Below are 16,406 nucleotides of genomic sequence, written 5' to 3'. Positions count from 1 at the left end.
CTCCGGCAGGCTGTGGACGATGTCGACCACAGCCCCGTTTTCACGGCACGTTCAACGATCAACCAGCACCGAGCATTTCGCATGGCGGACTACGCGATCAGCAGTCGCGCCGATGAAATAATTGCTGAAGTCCGGTGTGTGCGAGGCAATGATGATAAGATCGGCCTTGTGGTCGGCGGCAGCGGCAATGATCTCGCGTGCCGGTGCGCCGCTTCTGATCTCTTCCTTGCCCTGGAAGGATACCTTTGCTTTCAGGGCGGCAAGTTTCGCCTTGGCGTCCTTGAGCGCATTCTCGATCAGGTCGACGGGAAGATCGACAGCCAGATAGCCGGGCAGTTCCTCGACAACATTGATGAGAACAATCTCGCCGTCGACATCGAGAAGCGACTTGGCCTTGTCGAGGATTTTCTCGCCTTTTTCGATGGCGCTCAAATCGACGGCTACTATGATCTTCTTATACATGGTGTCTCCTTCTTTCGGCGAAATGCGCCGTTTCAGTTATCGGACCAGTTCATACTTCCCTAGCGGTGCCCTCAGTGCCTTGATCGAAGTCAAAGTCGTGAAGGGGTATTGTCAACAAATAATGGACGGTCAATCGCCAAACGGCGATCTTTGCTGAACGACGAAAAGCCTTCATATTCCCTGTCAACAATCGCCGCGAAGCGGCGTTCCGTGACCCGGGCGAAAAACTCGCATCGTCAGTGCGTCACAATCAATATGGAGATTATGATGAGTGAAATCAAACAATTCGCCCTGACGCGACCAGCCTATGTGGGGCAGGCCCATCTGGTCGTGCGCGATTTGCCACGCGTCTCCGATTTCTACCAGAAAATGATCGGTCTTTCCGTGCTTGAACGGAGCCCGAGCGGTGAAATTCTGGGCGCGCATGGTCAACCACTGTTGACACTTGAAACCTCCGATACGGCGGAGCGGGCGCCACGCAATGCAGCCGGCCTGTTCCATACCGCTTTCCTGTTGCCCAGCCGAAAGGACCTGGCTCATTGGCTGGCGAATGCGGCGCATAACAACGTTCAGCTTCAAGGCGCATCTGATCACCTTGTCAGTGAAGCTATCTATCTCGCCGATCCCGAAGGCAATGGCATCGAGGTCTATCGCGACCGCGCGCCAATGGAGTGGAACTACCAACAGGACGGCACAGTGGAGATGGCAACCCTCGGGCTCAACCTCCAGGAGCTCTATAACAGCGCACCGAAAACGGCATGGGAAGGCGCTCCCGAAGGTACGGCAATCGGCCATATCCATTTGCAGGTCGGCAATATTCCTCAAGCTGACGAGTTCTATCAGGACGTTCTCGGCCTAAAGATCATGGCTCGCTATCCCGGCGCCAGCTTCTTCGGTTCGGGTGCCTATCACCACCATGTTGCTGCGAATATCTGGAACAGCCGGGGCGCGCAGGCGCGCAAGGCAAACATGACTGGGCTCTCCGGTTATTCGTTGAAATTCAACGAGCAGGGAAGCCTGGATAACGCAATTGCAGCGCTCGACCGGCTGGAGATCGCAACGGAACGCAAGAGCGACGGTATCGCGATCCGCGACCCCTGGGGCATCAGCCTCAAGCTTTCTGCCTAATGTTTTGCCGAGGCGCCGCAAAATTTGCGTCGCCTCGGAACCTGCACATTCCTCGAACGTTTTTGTCCTGATTTGGGGGACCGTTTGATGAATGAAAATGCCAAGCCCGGCCATGGTGTCGCGGCATCTATCCCGGGTGTGAAACCCGACATGCCGCAAGCGACGTCAAAACGCGACGACGCACGAAGCCAGCAACCTCTGGGTCGCGAGGCTCTGGATGTGGCCGTTGCCTGGTCAATCATCGGCATCTTCATCATCATGATGATGGCGATCATTCACGAACTTTCGCTGATCCTCATTCCGGTCGTCATGGCGATCGTCGTTGGCATGATCCTTGGTATTGCGGCTGAAAAACTCGGTTCGTACGGTATTCCGGGTTCCGGTGTCGCGCTTATCCTCTCGACACTGGTCGCGGCCGTTATCTTCTTCGTCATCAATTCCCTTGTTGACCCGCTGTCGTTGCTGGCATCGGAAGGTCCAGCCCTCATCGAACGCAGCATCGATCGCTTTCTCCCTTATCTGCAGCGACTGAGTTGGCTGAACATTTCGGCCGCGACCTTCAGCATGGGGTCGATGTCGATGGAATCGCTGCTGGCGAGAAGTGGCGAAATCATTTCCGTACTTGGCGCCAACGTCACTCCAGCGATCATACAAGGACTGATTTTCTTCGCCGCACTTTTGATGTTTCTCTACAGCCGCACGCGCCTGCGCAAGGCCCTCATCATGGCCTTTCCGGCCCGCCACCAGCGGCTTAGGACCATCCGGGTGATTGCCTCTATCGAGGAAGTGCTCGGCACTTATTTTGCCACGGCGGCGCTGATCTACGCGGGGCTTGGCGTGACGATGGTGGTGATTGCCTATTTCGGTGGACTGGCAATGCCGCTGTTGTGGGGGCTGTTTGCCTTTCTCTCCAGCTTCGTGCCATTTCTCGGCATCACGGCCATGACCATAGCGCTGACTGTCGCCGGCATCATCACCCACGACAATCTTTTCTTCGCCCTGCTCCCTGCAGCCATCTTCTTCACCATTCACCTGCTGATGGAAAATCTCGCCTTTCCGGCGGTGGTGGGCCGCAACATGGAGATCAATCCCTTCCTCGTCTTCGTGATGATTATCTTCTGGACGTGGATGTGGGGCGCGGCTGGCGCCATGCTGGCGCTGCCGCTTTCACTGATCGCCATGACGGTAAGCCGCGACCTGTTTCCGTCACGCCGGATCGTGCCGCACCTGCCGGATTGATGTGATTCAGGAGGCCAGAGCCACAGTCTCTTTTTCCGCGACACGGCGCTCGTGCTCAAGCAGCCATTTCTTGCGCCATAACCCGCCGCCATATCCGGTCAGGCTGCCATCAGCGCCGAGAACGCGGTGGCACGGAATGACGATGGCAATCTGGTTTGCACCATTGGCACGGGCCACGGCGCGGACGGCGGATGGCTTTTCCAGTCGTTCGGCAATTGCCGAATAGCTGGCAATTGCACCGGATGGAATTCTCCGTAACTCATCCCAGACCGTTCGTTCAAAAGGTGTGCCGTGACCAGCAAGGCGCGCTTCAAACGTCGTCAACCTCCCGGCAAAGTAGGCGTCGAGTTCCCGGCCGATCGCATCGGTGACAGGTGTGCGACCGAGAACCATATCCGCGCCGGTTCGGGCAGTCAGCCGCTTGAGTTCCGCGGGCAGTGCTGGCCTGTCAGCGAACTCGAGGAGATGCAGCGCGTGGTCGTCGGCCACCGCCAGCATTGGGCCGATCGGCGTTTCGATCCAGTCGCCTTTCAAAAATGCCTTGCCCTTGAGTGCAGCCGGCGACGTGCCGAAAAACTGGTTGATTGCCGAGCGGAAACCGCTGCCTGATTCATATCCGGCGTCAAGCTGCGCGCAGATCACAGCATCGCCTGATGCGAGGCTTGTCGCCGCGTCACCCACCCGGCGCAATCGTGCGATCTCAAGGAAGCTCATGCCGAAACGGCGCTTGAATACCCGGCGTACCGTCGAGGTATCATAACCCATGTCAGAGACATCTTCCTCGCGCCAACGACGCTGCGGTTCCTTTTCAAGCGCAGTCAACAGATCGGTGACTGTGGCATCGGCCGAGCCGTAAGCCAGCATCGGCTTGCACCGCTTGCAGGGGCGGAAGCCAGCCTCCAGGCACTGCGCAATGTTATCCTGAAACAGGCAGTTTTCCGGCTTCGGCTTGCGCGCTGTGCAGGTGAAACGACAGAAGATCTTCGTCGAGGTGACACAGACATAGGCCACGCCCTCATAGGCGGGGTCCTTGTTCACAAGGGCAGAATACAGGGTTTCGGTGTCGGGGCGTTTGAACAACATGAGAGGATGCTAGCGCAAATCGAAACGACATGCCGCCGAAAAACGGGCATCGATGTGGGAACCGTCACGCGTCCCTGAAGTGTCAGTTACCGGGTGGAGCGAAGGCCGGATCATCCAGCCGTGTAAAGATCACGCCGCGGGCTTTCAAAGCCAACAGACCCTTCACAACGCCCTCACCCGCCTCATGGGTCGGCTGGTTGATATGCGAGATAATGACATCGCCATCTCTAGCGGACGCAATATGTTTTGCGGTTGCGGCAGCACCCAGCAGCGAGCCGCCATCGCCATTGACCGAGTACCCCGCGACGCGCATGCCCAGGCGATTGATTTCAGCCATCGACGATGCCGTGTATTTGGCGGTTGCGCCTCGGAACCACTGAGGCTGTATGCCGGTTGCGGCAACGATGGCCAGGCGGCCGCCCTCCACTTCCTGCTTGACGGCCTCGGCCGAACCGGCCGCAGCTATGCCATAGATCGAAACCGGTTTGTCGACGGCAGGAACATGGTTCTCGCCGTGGTTTTCGATTTCAAACAGATCCGGATGCGACTGCATTACAGCCAGCGCATCCGCATTGTGCTTGAGCCAGCGTGCGGTGACGAAGATCGTCGCCGGTATTTTTTCATTGACCAAGGTATCCAGAATACGGTGATCGGTCTTGCCCATGCAGGCATCGAGCGTGATTGCCACATGCACAGCGCCGTCGCGATGCGGTGTCATTTTCAGCGTCGGCTCGACCAGGCCGGAACCGGCGTAAGCAGATGTCGAGGCTGAAAAAAGCAGGGCAGCAATGAGAAGGTGGCGGGACATGATTGTATTCCAGATAAGAGGCGGCATCGGCATCGGCCCGCAAAGCGCCTGAATTATGGCAAATCTTCCAGTCCCGACAGCACGTTCAACGCCTCTTCAACCCGCTGACGTTCCGCGCTGGTGAGTGGCAGGATCGGACGTGGCGGCTCCATCAAGGTTACCGACATCAGATTTGCGGCTGCATAAACAACCCGGAAGCTGCCGAATTCCTTGAACAGCGTCCACAAGGGCTGGAACGCCGCATCGACCCGCTGCACCTCATCGACGTTGCCAGCTTGCGCAGCACGCATCAGCTTCAGGGCTGGGACGGGAAGCAAACCGGCAACAACGCTGTACCAGGCGTCACCACCCGCAAGAGTAGCCGCAGCACAGCCCCAGTCGCCGCTATAACCGATGGCAAAATCGTCAGGCAGTTTCGGCCGTAACCGCTCAAGTTCTGCGGCGAAATCCTGATCGGCCGGCAACGGCATCTTGATGGCACGAATGTTCGGGATATAGGCAAGACGAACCAGGAGTTCGTCGCTGAATAGGAAACGCGTGGTGCCTGGATTGTTGTAGATCGCCAGTGGCAGCGCGGTCGCCCCCGCAACCGCTGCAAAGTGATGATAGGCCTCTTCCTGCGTCAGCGGTGTATAGGACACCGGCGCCAGCAACAGGGCGTCAGCCCCGGCGGCCTCCGCATCCTTCGCCAGCGTCACGGCCTCATCCGTTCGCAACGCACCAACACCCGCCATCAGCGTACGCTTACCCTTGACGACGGAGGCCGCAGTCTCCACTGCACGGCGCTTTTCTTCCCGGGACAGATACATGTAGCTGCCGGTGCTGCCGAGAATGCCAACGGAATCGACTTCGGCGGCAACAAGACGTTCGAGCAACGCCGAAAACGCCTCGGCATCAACACGACCGTTTTCTTCGGCCGGTGTGATCGGAAATGCCGAAAGTCCCTTGAACCGTGATGGCATGCTGCTTCCCCTCGCATTCGCTTCCGAACAAGGGGTACAAGTCAAAGACCGCCCCGACAAGCGAAGCGGTCAACAAAAACCGGTAGTCGTGAAAATATCAGCGGTCAGTCATAAAGATACAACTTCTTCCACTGTGCCTCGGGGATCTTGTCACCGACGCGGTAGTCGAAAGACTGGATGCTGAGAGAATCCGACTTGAGCTGGCACTTGTATTTCAGCTTGTACCATTCCCCAGAACTCCTGAACGCGGCGCCCGGCGCCTTTATCGAGTTCTTGCCGACCTGCGGATCGCCGAAGGTGTAGGCGATTACCTTGTCCGGCCGCATGCCTTTCTGTTCCGTGGCGATGCGTTCCATCGCCTCGATATCGCAGCGCTGCTCAAGACGCTCCTCCGGCGCAAGTTTGTTCAACTGGCGCATGACGCTGGCGTCGATTGCAAAGGCTGGGGACAAAACAGACAGGGAGGCAAACACGGTAGAGAAGACAAGTGGGAAAAGCGTTCGCATGGGTTCAGTCAGATTCTTTCGTTTCTTCTTTCGACTCACGGCGACCCGAGAGGCCTTGTTTGCCGCATATTGCCAAAATGTGATCGAAAACTGACGAAAATGTGCCCGCCGCTCCAAAGGCCTGTGGAGATTTGAAACTTGATCGGCCTTGAGGCGCACTCTACATCTTGGCCAACGCAGACTGATTTTTGTTACGAAAGCGAGTTTCCCTTGTCGATTTTCAAGAACCTGCCCGCCGCGCCGATCGCTGAAAAAAAGCCGGTCAGCGACACGCATCACGGCATTACCCGCACTGACGACTATGCCTGGTTCCGGGCTGACAACTGGCAGGCGATGTTCAAGGACCCCAGCCTTCTGGACCCGGCCATCCGCACCCATCTGGAAGCGGAAAATGCCTATATGGAAGCGGCAATGGGCGATACGAAGCCGCTGCAGGAAAAGCTGTTCGAGGAGATGAAGGGGCGCATCAAGCAGGACGATTCCTCCGTCCCGGTCAATGACGGCCCCTATGCCTACGGCACGCTGTTCGTTACCGGTGGCGAGCAGCCGCATTATTTCCGCACCCCGCGCGACGGGGGCGAGAAGCACATTCTGCTTGATGGTGACAAGGAAGCCGAGGGGAAGGACTATTTCCGTCTTGGTGGTCTGGACCAGTCCACCGATCACAATCGCGGCATCTGGAGCTACGACGACAAGGGCTCGGAATATTTCACGCTGCGCATCCGCGATCTGGCAACAGGTGAAGACCTGACCGACGTCATCGAAAACACCGGTGGCGGTGGTGCCTGGGCACCCGATGGCAAGAGCTTTTTCTATACGCTGCAAGACGAAAACCATCGCCCTTCCAAGGTCTTCCACCATATTATCGGCGAACCGCAGTCAGCCGACCGTCTGGTTTACGAAGAGAAAGATCCAGGCTTCTTCATGGGCGTGGGTGCCTCGGTGCTCGATGACTTCATCTTCATCGATATCCACGACCATGAGACGAGCGAATATCGTCTTCTCTCCACGAAAGACCTGCTTGCAGAACCGAAGGTCGTGGCGGAGCGTGAAGAGGGCATCGAATATTCGATGGCTGAAGGCGGTGACGTCTTTTTCATTCTGACCAATGATGGCGATGCCAAGGATTTCCGGATCATGGAGGCGCCGATCACTGCCCCCGGCAAGGAAAGCTGGAAGGAAGTCGTTCCGCATGAACCAGGCCGCCTCATTCTTTCCGTCGATGCCTATGCTCGTCACCTGATCTGGCTGGAACGCCGTGACGGCCTGCCACGCATCATCATCCGCGATCGTCAGAGCGGTGAAGAACATTCCATTGCTTTTGCTGAAGAAGCCTATTCGCTTGGCCTGCACGGCGCGGCGGAATACGATACCGACGTCATCCGTTTCTCCTACTCCTCGATGACGACGCCGTCGCAGCTCTTCGACTACAACATGGTGACACGTGAGCGCACGCTTCTGAAAACCCAGGAAGTGCCGTCAGGCCATAACCCGGATGACTATGTGACGCGACGCGTCATGGCCACATCGCATGACGGTGCGCTGGTGCCGGTGTCTCTGCTCTATCGCAAGGACACCCCGCTCGACGGCTCGGCACCTTGCCTGCTCTATGGTTATGGCGCCTATGGCATCACCATTCCCGCCTCCTTCAGCACCAACAATCTGTCGCTGGCAGATCGCGGTTTCGTTTATGCGATCGCGCATATTCGCGGCGGCAAGGAAAAGGGTTTCGAATGGTATGAGACCGGCAAGATGGAGCACAAGCAGAACACCTTCAAGGACTTCATCGCGGCCGCGGATTATCTGGTTCAGGAAGGTTTCACCGCCTATGCCGGTATCATTGCCGAGGGTGGTTCGGCAGGCGGCATGCTGATGGGCGCCATCGCCAACATGGCACCGGAGAAATTCGCGGGCATTATCGCCGCAGTGCCCTTCGTGGACGTTCTCACCACAATGCTGGACGACACCCTTCCGCTGACACCGCCGGAGTGGCCCGAATGGGGTAACCCGCTGGAGTCGGAAGAGGAATATCAGTGGATCGCCGCCTATTCGCCGTATGACAATGTCGCTGCGAAGCCCTATCCGCCGATCCTTGCCATTTCCGGTCTGACCGATCCACGCGTCACCTATTGGGAACCGACAAAGTGGGTGGCGAAGCTGCGCGAAAAGACCGTTGGCAGCGCCCCGATCCTGCTCAAGACCAATATGGCAGCGGGCCATGGCGGTAAATCCGGCCGTTTCCAGCGGCTTGAAGAAATAGCCTTCGAATATGCCTTCGCGCTGAAGGTGGCGAACAAGACTGCCATCTGACGAAAAGAGTGGCGGACGGCCGAAACGGGCCGTCGCCACCGCACTGTCGGAGAAAAAATTCCGATGTATGGCGCTTTGAGAGACAATTTTTCCAAATAATTTTACTACTTGCCGGATATTAAACACTCCATTCTGAACGGTAGAATTTTTATTCTTTTGTATTTATAGATCAAGAAAACAAAAAGAATAAATCACCAAAATTCAAAGTATAATCGAATCCCGAAAATGTTCCGCCAATCATGCGCATGGCAGCAATGCGGCGTTTCGGGTTGCAATATCACGTTTCAGCCGTATTATTCAGCTCGTTGACATATTTATGCGCATTTTCGCCGCTGGTTTCGCGGCGCTCTCGTCGCTTGCCTTGCGACTATTCTTTCGGCTGGTCTTTTCCAGCTTTTCCAGCGCCATGTCAGTCTGCCCTGGAGCACCGGCATGAACGGTTCTTCGTGGGTTTCGCAATGCATCGCGCTTTTCGAAAATCATCGTGATTTTCGCGCCGATGTTCTGGCAGGCCGGGCTTTGCAGTGCCCCGGTATGCCTTTTGAAAACACTGCATTAGACTTGGGGGTCTTATAACCATGAAGAAACTCCTCGCCTCGACCATTCTCGTAACGGGCTTTTTCGTCGCTGCCGGTGCAGCAAGTTCCGCCAACGCCGCCGAAGAATGCGGCTCAATCTCCATCGCCGAAATGAACTGGGCATCGGCCGGTGTCGCAGCGTATGTCGACAAGTTCATCATGGAAAACGGTTACGACTGCACGGTCAGCATCGTCAGCGGCGATACCATGCCGACCTTCGCTTCCATGAACGAAAAGGGGCAACCGGACATGGCGCCGGAACTCTGGGTCAACGCCGTTCGTGATCCGCTCGATGCGGCCATCAAGGAAGGCCGCCTGGTTGAAGCCACCAAAATCCTGACTGACGGCGGCGTTGAAGGATGGTGGATCCCGAAATTCGTTGCAGACGCAAATCCTGAGATCAAGACCGTCGAGGACGCACTGAAGCATCCCGAACTCTTCCCTGCCCCGGAAGATGCCAGCAAGGGCGCCGTCCACAATTGCCCGTCTGGCTGGAATTGCCAGGTGACGACGGCTAACCTCTACAAGGCGCGCGAAGGCGACAAGAAGGGCTTCACGCTCGTCGACACCGGCTCTGCCGCAGGTCTCGATGGATCCATCGCCAATGCTTTCGAGAAGAAGCAGGGCTGGCTTGGTTACTATTGGGCACCGACGGCCATCCTCGGCAAATACGAGATGGTAAAGCTGGATGACGGCGTGGAACTCGATCGTGCAGCTTTTGATGCCTGCACGGCCAAAGTGGATTGTGCCGATCCAAAGCCGAACGCCTATCCGGTCGCGGATGTGTTTACCGTCGTGACCAAGGACTTTGCCGAAAAGGCCGGCGCCTCTGCCGACTACGTCAAGGCGCGCCAGTGGGACAACACCACCGTCGCCGAAATCCTTGCCTGGATGGATGAAAATCAGGGCACCAACGAAGACGGCGCACAGTACTTCCTCGAAAACCACGAGGAAATCTGGACGAAGTGGGTTTCGCCGGAAGTCGCCGAAAAGATCAAGGCATCGATCTGAGCCTGAACAGACAAAACCATGCAGCCGCCGGGAACACCACCCGGCGGAAGCCTTCGTTCGCCCCTATCCCTTCAAACCGCCCGTGGTTTGAGCGGCTATGGGCATGTCCAAGACATGCCGCCCCCTTTGGCGGCCGCTACTCCGCTCCCGTGAGCGACAATAAGGAAAACAACAATAATGGCCTTATGTGATTACATGCCGGACATGCTGTGCAAGTTTCCGGCTATTGGCAACAGCACCATGCGCGTGGCGCGCAAAACAATCGATGACGGGTTCCGCGACATCGTTCGCAATTATGGCGACATCATCGATACGGTCGTGCACCCGCTGCAGCTCTTCCTGAACGCATCGGAACGTTTTTTCATCCAGACGCCATGGATCATCATCTTTCTCTGTATTCTCGCCCTTGTGCATCTTGCAGGTCGCAGTTTCCGCATCACCGCCGGCACCGCTCTCTCGCTCTGCCTGATAGGCGCGGTTGGTCTATGGCGTGATGCGATGACGACGCTTTCCATTGTCGCCATCGCCACCCTCATCGCCATGGTCATTGGCCTGCCACTTGGCATCGTCATGGGCCGCTCGGATCGCATGCAGCGCATCATCAATCCGGTGCTCGACGTGATGCAGACGTTGCCGAGTTTCGTTTATCTCATCCCAGTCGTGGTGATCTTCGGCATCGGCAAGGTGCCCGGCCTGATCGCGGTTGTCATCTACGCCATTCCGCCGGTCATTCGACTGACGAGCCTCGGCATCCGGCTGGTGGATCGTGAAGTGCTTGAAGCGGCCGATGCTTTCGGTTCGTCAAACCGCCAGAAGCTGTTCAATGTCCAGCTTCCGTTGGCGCTGCCCACGATCATGACCGGCATCAACCAGACCATCATGATGGCACTTGCCATGGTCGTCGTGGCCTCCATGGTCGGCGTCGGCGGTCTTGGCAAAAACGTGCTGCAAGCCATCAACAATCAGTTCTTCACAATCGGTTTCCTGAACGGTTTCGCGCTGGTGGCCATCGCCATCATGTTCGACCGCGCCAGCCAGGCATTCGGCAAACGTCTCCAGAAACATCGCGAGGTCAGCCATGGCTAAAAGCATCGAAATCAAGAATCTCTACAAGATCTTCGGCAAGCATCCTGAGAAATATCTCGAAGCGGTTCGCGCCGGCATGGACAAGACCGAGCTGAACGACAAGCACAACCACGTGCTCGGTCTGAACAACATCAACATCACTATGCCGGGCGGCAAGATTACTGTTGTGATGGGTCTTTCGGGCTCCGGTAAATCCACCCTGATCCGTCACATCAACCGGTTGATCGACCCGACCGCCGGCGAGGTATTGTATGACGGGGAAGACATCTGCTCGATGAATGCCTCGGCGCTACGCCAGTTTCGCCGCCACAAGACGGCAATGGTGTTCCAGAAGTTCGGCCTGCTACCGCACCGTACCGTGCTGGAAAACAGCGTCTACGGACTCGATATCCAGGGCGTGCCGCGCAAGACGAGCGAAGAGAAAGGCCGTTACTGGCTGGAGCGGGTCGGCCTGGCAGGATATGAGGATTACTACCCGAACCAGCTTTCCGGCGGCATGCAGCAGCGCGTTGGCCTTGCCCGCGCACTGAGCAATGACGCCGACATTCTGCTGATGGACGAAGCCTATTCGGCGCTTGACCCTCTGATCCGTGTCGACATGCAGACGATGCTGCTTGAACTGCAGCAGGAACTGCAAAAGACGGTCGTGTTCATCACCCACGATCTGGATGAAGCGCTGCGTCTGGGAGATCACATCGCCATTCTGAAAGACGGCGAAGTCGTGCAGCAGGGTGACGGCCAGAGCATCATCCTTTCGCCGGCCGACGGCTATGTCAGCGACTTCGTGCGTGACGTCAATCGCGGCCGTGTGTTGCAGGCGACGACGGTAATGGAGCCGCTGGTGGCCAAGCCGGAAGGTATGCCGGTGCCGGAAACGGCAACGCTGGAAACCATTGCTCGCGATCTTTCCGAAGCCAATGAAACAACCGCGCACGTGGTTGACGAAGATGGCAAGCCGGTCGGCACCATTGGCATCGAAACCCTGGTGGCTGCGATGGTAACGCCTGCAGCGCAGGAACCGGAAGCAGAGCCTGATCAGGAACCGGAAGATCAGGTCGTAGCAGACGACGAGACCCCGGAGAAAGCGCCGGAGAAACAACTGGCCTGATTGGCGTATTGCGATGCGCCATACGCGACTATTCAAGTGCCGTGCGTTCGAAAGGACGCGCGGCGTTTTTTGAGGGAATCGGTCCGGCTCCCGTCATTTTGCTGTTTTGCAAGCCCCGGAAACGCAAAAACGAAGCAGCACTTCCTCTGCTGTCAAGCCAATACGTCGCTGCAACGCAGCATCTGCAAGCTTCGCACAAGCTGTCCGCGTTAACCATTTGTTAACTTTTAAACGCGGAATCACTGCCATGCAGATCGATAGCAGCCTCAGCGGATACAATTATCAAGGACGTGTCCGGGACATAGACAAGGGCGGCAGCCAACAGAATGCCGCCGAAGAACAGGCCGTGAAGCGCGGCCCTGGCAACCCCACTGTTTCCAGTACAGTGCTCTCCACCTCGCTGGCCAATGTGCTGTGGGCCGTAGGCAGCGCGAACGCCCCCACCTATCAGGACAGCCCCACACCGGCCTCCGCCGAGGACAAGGCGGAAGCACAGGTCCAGTGGGTTCGAAGCGCCTATTCCGAGTACGACGACTAGGTCGATTCTTTTCAGGCCGTTAGCGGACTGACTTCGACCGTTATGTGCGAAAGCTCATGTATCGCCGCAAGCTTCTGTTTGTAGAAGGCAGGCGCCTTTGGTACCTCGGAACGAATGGCGACGATTGCGGCATGATGCCCCGGGCCGACCTGCCAGACGTGCAGATCGGTAATCCGGTCTTCGGCCGTCTCTACCTTCTCTCGAATTTCCTTCGGCAGATCTTCCGTCATCGGCACGGCATCAACAAGTGTCGCCGCCGTGACGCGGATCAGACCCCACGACCAACGGGCAATCACCAACCCGCCGACGATGCCCATGGCAGGATCGAGAAACGACCAGCCATTCCACTTGCCAAGCAGCAGCGCAACGATGGCCAGAACAGAGGTTAGTGCATCGGCCAGCACATGCAGGTAGGCAGCGCGCAAGTTGTTATCCTTGCCGCCATGATGCGCGTGTTCACCGTGATGGGCATGATCTCCATGATGGGCGTGGCTGTCGTGATGCGCATGACTTCCATGATCGTGGTCATGACCTATGTGATGGCGATGATCATCCTTAAGCAACCAGGCGCTGACAAGGTTGACGATGAGACCGATGATGGCGACGAGGATCGCCTGATTGAAATCGATCTCGACCGGAGAGACAAACCGCAGGGCGCTTTCCCAGGCAATCATCAGCGCAACAACGGCCAGCACGACCGCGCTGGCAAAACCTGCGAGATCACCGAACTTGCCGGTCCCGAAGGTGAAGCGCGGATTTTTGATCTCGCGGCGGGCATACATATAGGCCAGTGCAGAGATCAACATGGCACCGGCATGGGTCGACATGTGCCAGCCGTCTGCGGTCAGCGCCATGGAACCGAACCAGTTGCCCGCGACGATTTCGGCCACCATCATCACCGTCGTCAACGCGATGACCATCCAGACACGCTTTTCGTTGCGCTCGTGATTATCGCCAAGAAAAACGTGCTCGTGTGAAGCTGTTGTCAATGTGTCTGTCGTCATCGTCATGATGCAGCGCCCCGTCTTCAATTACCGGATATAGGTCTTGAGCACCGCAGCCAGCTCTTCCGCCGCCTTTGCCCGCTCGTCTTCATTTTCAGCATGCACGACATGCTCATGCAGGTGCTCCTGCATGATTTCCCCTGTCAGACCGGTCAGGGCACCACGCACGGACGCCAACAGTTGCAGGACGTCACCGCAGGGCTTGCCCGCCTCAAGCGCTCGTTCCACGGCCTCCATCTGCCCTTTGAGGCGGCGGATGCGAGCCAGAAGCTTGTCCTTGTCTCTGATCGTGTGGGACATCGTCACCCTCCATATAGAATAGGGGGGTATACTATAAGGATATCAGAATGAGAAGCTGCATTCTCTTGCGCTGCGCCGGTGGGACGCAACCCTCGCGAATGCTTCGGAATCTACCTGTTGGTCATTCGGGTCGCAGGAAGGAGAATCGCAGTGACCACCATCTCGACTTCAGACAGCTACTATCTGACACGATACAGAACGCGTGAGTCGATAGCCGATGCCGGGTTCACCTCTCCCAGCGTGTCGACGGCGCAACCAGCCACCGCCGGCCAGTCCGCATCCGACAGTGGCGACAGCATCGCCAGCATCAGCTCTTCGTCTCTTGCTTCTGCACTTTGGGAACTGGACAGCGCGAATGCGGTCCGTACCACGCTCTCGGGCGAGGCGGCAGACACCTCTTCCGACGACCGCCTGCTGGCCGAACTGCAGGAATGGTCGCAAATGACGCCTGCCGAAATGATCCGCGCAAGAGCTCTTGAGCAGATGGGTATTTCGGAAGACGAACTTGCGGCAATGCCGGCTGACGAACGCAAGGCCATCGAGGACAAGATTGCAGACGTGATCAAGCGGTCGCTCGACCCTGACAATCAAAAAGCCGAGCAGGCCGGTGACGAACAGCGGACGGTATTGTCGCTGTAATATTGCAATTCTCCAGGAAAAACCTATCTCTCCAGTCACTATAGCTCTGGAGAGATAGATGTATTCGATCGGTGAACTTTCCAAACGCACCGGCGTCAAGGTGCCGACCATCCGCTATTACGAACAGATGGGACTTATCCGCGAGGCGGATCGCTCCGAGGGCAATCAGCGCCGTTACGAAAAGACCGATCTGGAACGTCTGGCCTTCATCCGCCATGCCCGCGATCTCGGACTTAATATCGACACTATTCGCGAACTCATTGCGCTCAGCCAACACCGCGAAATGCCCTGCGAGGGTGCGGACCGTATCGCCGCCGAACATCTCGCAGACGTCCGAGAAAAAATTGCGCGGCTGAAAAAGCTCGAACATGAGCTTGAGCGTATCGTCTCGCACTGCGACGGCCATTCGATCGAGGATTGCTATGTGATCCGCGCGCTCTCCGACCACGGCATGTGCCACGGCGAACATTGACCTTGGCTGGTGACACGCAACTGTCACTCACCGCATGTACTGCGCTCCTCTCCCCTCAAAGAGATAGGCTGCATGACCGAAATCTTCCCCGCCATCGAACCCTATGAAACGCGGTTCCTCGACGTTTCCGATGGACACCGACTGCACGTGGCCCTGTCTGGTACGCCAAAGGGACTTCCAGCTCTGCTGCTGCATGGCGGTCCTGGTTCCGGCATGTCGGCATCAGCGCGGCGATATTTCGATCCGTCGCGTTATCACATCATACAGTTCGACCAACGAGGATGCGGGCTCAGCACCCCGAACGCAGCGAAGAGCCTCGAACATAATACGACTCATCATCTGATCGACGATATGGAGGCCATCAGGGCATCCATCGGCATTGAAAGCTGGATGGTGTTTGGCACGTCGTGGGGGACGACCTTGGCGCTGGCCTATGCCCAACGCTTCCCCCGACATGTCCGCGCCATGGTGCTGGCCGGCGTCACCACAACGCGAAAAATGGAAATCGAGTGGCTCTACAAAGGCCTATCGATTTTTCTCCCCCGGCAGTGGCAGCGATTTATCGCCGCCATACCGGATGCGGAGATGCAGTGCGATCCGGTAGCAGCCTACTACAAGCTCCTGACCGATGCCGATGTCACCATTCGCGAAGCCGCCGCGTTGGAATGGCACCTTTGGGAATCCGGCTCGATAACATCCTCGCCCGGGGCTGCCTTTCCTGCGAAATGGCAAGACAATGGTTACAGGCTAACCCGCGCGCGCCTTTGTGCGCATTATTTCCAACACGCCGCCTGGATTGAGGACGGGGCCTTGATCCGAGAGGCAGAGGTGCTCGCGGGCATCCCTGGCGTGCTTGTTCAGGGCACGCAGGATTTGCAGGGTCCGCCTGTGACCGCCTTTGAACTTGCTGCCGCCTGGCCTGGGAGTGAACTCGTACTCGTCGACGGCGCCGGGCACGCAACGAGTGACACGGGGATGGAAGATGCCATTCTTTCAGCGACCGCACGATTTGCATTGTAAACGGCCTTGACAGATTTCCGATTCGAGAGCATCCATTGCGCATGATCAACGAACGCGCACCCATCTCCTGCTCGTACTTTTGGGCCTACCTGTAAAGGGCGGCTCGACAGATCATATTGTCAACAAGCCGCCGTCAGGCGGCTTTGTTGTTT

General features: G+C 57.3%; 17 protein-coding genes. 10 read left to right on the top strand and 7 right to left on the bottom strand.

From position 1 onward, the window contains the following. Positions 1-51: 51 nt before the first annotated feature. Entirely contained in the window at positions 52-462 is a 411-nt protein-coding gene (locus HWX89_RS12930) for a universal stress protein (protein WP_138794858.1), read from the bottom strand. A gap of 267 nt (positions 463-729) precedes the next feature. On the opposite strand from HWX89_RS12930, the gene HWX89_RS12925 reads away from it, so the two are divergent. After that, on the top strand, positions 730-1,590 hold the full coding sequence (locus HWX89_RS12925; protein ID WP_138794857.1) for a VOC family protein: 861 nt from the start codon (positions 730-732) through the stop codon (positions 1,588-1,590). A gap of 87 nt (positions 1,591-1,677) precedes the next feature. Next, positions 1,678-2,829 carry an AI-2E family transporter gene (locus HWX89_RS12920; protein WP_138794856.1) on the top strand — a complete coding sequence of 384 codons (1,152 nt, stop codon included), beginning with the start codon at positions 1,678-1,680 and terminating at the stop codon, positions 2,827-2,829. Positions 2,830-2,835: 6 nt separating this feature from the next. Here HWX89_RS12920 and HWX89_RS12915 read toward each other — a convergent pair whose 3' ends face one another. The 4 genes from HWX89_RS12915 to HWX89_RS12900 all read right to left on the bottom strand — a co-directional run bounded on the left by HWX89_RS12915 (position 2,836) and on the right by HWX89_RS12900 (position 6,188). Further along, the gene (locus tag HWX89_RS12915; RefSeq protein WP_138794855.1) at positions 2,836-3,912 is read right to left on the bottom strand and encodes a bifunctional transcriptional activator/DNA repair enzyme AdaA; all 1,077 of its coding nucleotides are present in this window, start codon (positions 3,910-3,912) and stop codon (positions 2,836-2,838) included. A gap of 82 nt (positions 3,913-3,994) precedes the next feature. Further along, the gene (locus tag HWX89_RS12910) at positions 3,995-4,720 is read right to left on the bottom strand and encodes a polysaccharide deacetylase family protein (RefSeq protein WP_138794854.1); all 726 of its coding nucleotides are present in this window, start codon (positions 4,718-4,720) and stop codon (positions 3,995-3,997) included. A 53-nt stretch (positions 4,721-4,773) separates the two neighbouring features. After that, positions 4,774-5,682, bottom strand: coding sequence for a dihydrodipicolinate synthase family protein (locus HWX89_RS12905; protein ID WP_138794853.1), 909 nt, complete (start codon positions 5,680-5,682; stop codon positions 4,774-4,776). A gap of 104 nt (positions 5,683-5,786) precedes the next feature. Further along, complete coding sequence (locus tag HWX89_RS12900; protein WP_138794974.1) at positions 5,787-6,188, bottom strand: DUF930 domain-containing protein; 402 nt, start codon at positions 6,186-6,188, stop codon at positions 5,787-5,789. Between the two features lie 210 nt (positions 6,189-6,398). On the opposite strand from HWX89_RS12900, the gene HWX89_RS12895 reads away from it, so the two are divergent. The 5 genes from HWX89_RS12895 to HWX89_RS12875 all read left to right on the top strand — a co-directional run bounded on the left by HWX89_RS12895 (position 6,399) and on the right by HWX89_RS12875 (position 12,819). Next, positions 6,399-8,498, top strand: coding sequence for a S9 family peptidase (locus HWX89_RS12895; RefSeq protein ID WP_138794852.1), 2,100 nt, complete (start codon positions 6,399-6,401; stop codon positions 8,496-8,498). A 578-nt stretch (positions 8,499-9,076) separates the two neighbouring features. Then, complete coding sequence (locus HWX89_RS12890; RefSeq protein WP_138794851.1) at positions 9,077-10,087, top strand: ABC transporter substrate-binding protein; 1,011 nt, start codon at positions 9,077-9,079, stop codon at positions 10,085-10,087. A 177-nt stretch (positions 10,088-10,264) separates the two neighbouring features. Next, a complete protein-coding gene (locus HWX89_RS12885) occupies positions 10,265-11,173 on the top strand; it encodes an ABC transporter permease (protein WP_138794850.1) in 909 nt (302 codons plus the stop codon). Next, entirely contained in the window at positions 11,166-12,281 is a 1,116-nt protein-coding gene (locus HWX89_RS12880) for a quaternary amine ABC transporter ATP-binding protein (protein WP_138794849.1), read from the top strand. Before HWX89_RS12885 ends, HWX89_RS12880 begins: the two co-directional genes overlap by 8 nt. A gap of 247 nt (positions 12,282-12,528) precedes the next feature. Next, positions 12,529-12,819, top strand: coding sequence for a hypothetical protein (locus HWX89_RS12875; RefSeq protein ID WP_138794848.1), 291 nt, complete (start codon positions 12,529-12,531; stop codon positions 12,817-12,819). A gap of 11 nt (positions 12,820-12,830) precedes the next feature. Here the strand turns inward: HWX89_RS12875 and dmeF are convergent, their stop codons facing one another. Together dmeF and dmeR are read right to left on the bottom strand one after the other, a co-directional pair. Further along, complete coding sequence (dmeF, locus tag HWX89_RS12870; RefSeq protein ID WP_138794847.1) at positions 12,831-13,829, bottom strand: CDF family Co(II)/Ni(II) efflux transporter DmeF; 999 nt, start codon at positions 13,827-13,829, stop codon at positions 12,831-12,833. Positions 13,830-13,850: 21 nt separating this feature from the next. Beyond that, the gene (gene dmeR, locus HWX89_RS12865; RefSeq protein ID WP_138794846.1) at positions 13,851-14,123 is read right to left on the bottom strand and encodes a Ni(II)/Co(II)-sensing transcriptional repressor DmeR; all 273 of its coding nucleotides are present in this window, start codon (positions 14,121-14,123) and stop codon (positions 13,851-13,853) included. A gap of 150 nt (positions 14,124-14,273) precedes the next feature. Between dmeR and HWX89_RS12860 the strand changes: the two genes are divergently transcribed. The 3 genes from HWX89_RS12860 to pip all read left to right on the top strand — a co-directional run bounded on the left by HWX89_RS12860 (position 14,274) and on the right by pip (position 16,254). Then, entirely contained in the window at positions 14,274-14,762 is a 489-nt protein-coding gene (locus HWX89_RS12860) for a hypothetical protein (RefSeq protein WP_138794845.1), read from the top strand. A 58-nt stretch (positions 14,763-14,820) separates the two neighbouring features. Then, entirely contained in the window at positions 14,821-15,234 is a 414-nt protein-coding gene (locus HWX89_RS12855) for a MerR family transcriptional regulator (RefSeq protein WP_138794844.1), read from the top strand. A 72-nt stretch (positions 15,235-15,306) separates the two neighbouring features. Then, complete coding sequence (gene pip / locus HWX89_RS12850; RefSeq protein ID WP_138794843.1) at positions 15,307-16,254, top strand: prolyl aminopeptidase; 948 nt, start codon at positions 15,307-15,309, stop codon at positions 16,252-16,254. The last annotated feature ends 152 nt before the right edge of the window (positions 16,255-16,406 follow it).

Origin of the sequence: Rhizobium sp. RM, from assembly GCF_013390595.1 — a bacterium.
Classification (GTDB): Bacteria; Pseudomonadota; Alphaproteobacteria; order Rhizobiales; family Rhizobiaceae; genus Agrobacterium.
Note: the sequence above shows the minus strand (reverse complement) of the source record. Positions and strands in the feature narration are given on the sequence as shown.

What these genes read in the sequence shown, in the direction of transcription:
- HWX89_RS12930 (WP_138794858.1), bottom strand. Translation starts at nt 462, where the DNA reads ATGTATAAGAAGATCATAGTAGCCGTCGATTTGAGCGCCATCGAAAAA.
- HWX89_RS12925 (WP_138794857.1), top strand. Translation starts at nt 730, where the DNA reads ATGAGTGAAATCAAACAATTCGCCCTGACGCGACCAGCCTATGTGGGG.
- HWX89_RS12920 (WP_138794856.1), top strand. Translation starts at nt 1,678, where the DNA reads ATGAATGAAAATGCCAAGCCCGGCCATGGTGTCGCGGCATCTATCCCG.
- HWX89_RS12915 (WP_138794855.1), bottom strand. Translation starts at nt 3,912, where the DNA reads ATGTTGTTCAAACGCCCCGACACCGAAACCCTGTATTCTGCCCTTGTG.
- HWX89_RS12910 (WP_138794854.1), bottom strand. Translation starts at nt 4,720, where the DNA reads ATGTCCCGCCACCTTCTCATTGCTGCCCTGCTTTTTTCAGCCTCGACA.
- HWX89_RS12905 (WP_138794853.1), bottom strand. Translation starts at nt 5,682, where the DNA reads ATGCCATCACGGTTCAAGGGACTTTCGGCATTTCCGATCACACCGGCC.
- HWX89_RS12900 (WP_138794974.1), bottom strand. Translation starts at nt 6,188, where the DNA reads ATGCGAACGCTTTTCCCACTTGTCTTCTCTACCGTGTTTGCCTCCCTG.
- HWX89_RS12890 (WP_138794851.1), top strand. Translation starts at nt 9,077, where the DNA reads ATGAAGAAACTCCTCGCCTCGACCATTCTCGTAACGGGCTTTTTCGTC.
- HWX89_RS12885 (WP_138794850.1), top strand. Translation starts at nt 10,265, where the DNA reads ATGGCCTTATGTGATTACATGCCGGACATGCTGTGCAAGTTTCCGGCT.
- HWX89_RS12880 (WP_138794849.1), top strand. Translation starts at nt 11,166, where the DNA reads ATGGCTAAAAGCATCGAAATCAAGAATCTCTACAAGATCTTCGGCAAG.
- HWX89_RS12875 (WP_138794848.1), top strand. Translation starts at nt 12,529, where the DNA reads ATGCAGATCGATAGCAGCCTCAGCGGATACAATTATCAAGGACGTGTC.
- dmeF (WP_138794847.1), bottom strand. Translation starts at nt 13,829, where the DNA reads ATGACGATGACGACAGACACATTGACAACAGCTTCACACGAGCACGTT.
- dmeR (WP_138794846.1), bottom strand. Translation starts at nt 14,123, where the DNA reads ATGTCCCACACGATCAGAGACAAGGACAAGCTTCTGGCTCGCATCCGC.
- HWX89_RS12855 (WP_138794844.1), top strand. Translation starts at nt 14,821, where the DNA reads ATGTATTCGATCGGTGAACTTTCCAAACGCACCGGCGTCAAGGTGCCG.
- pip (WP_138794843.1), top strand. Translation starts at nt 15,307, where the DNA reads ATGACCGAAATCTTCCCCGCCATCGAACCCTATGAAACGCGGTTCCTC.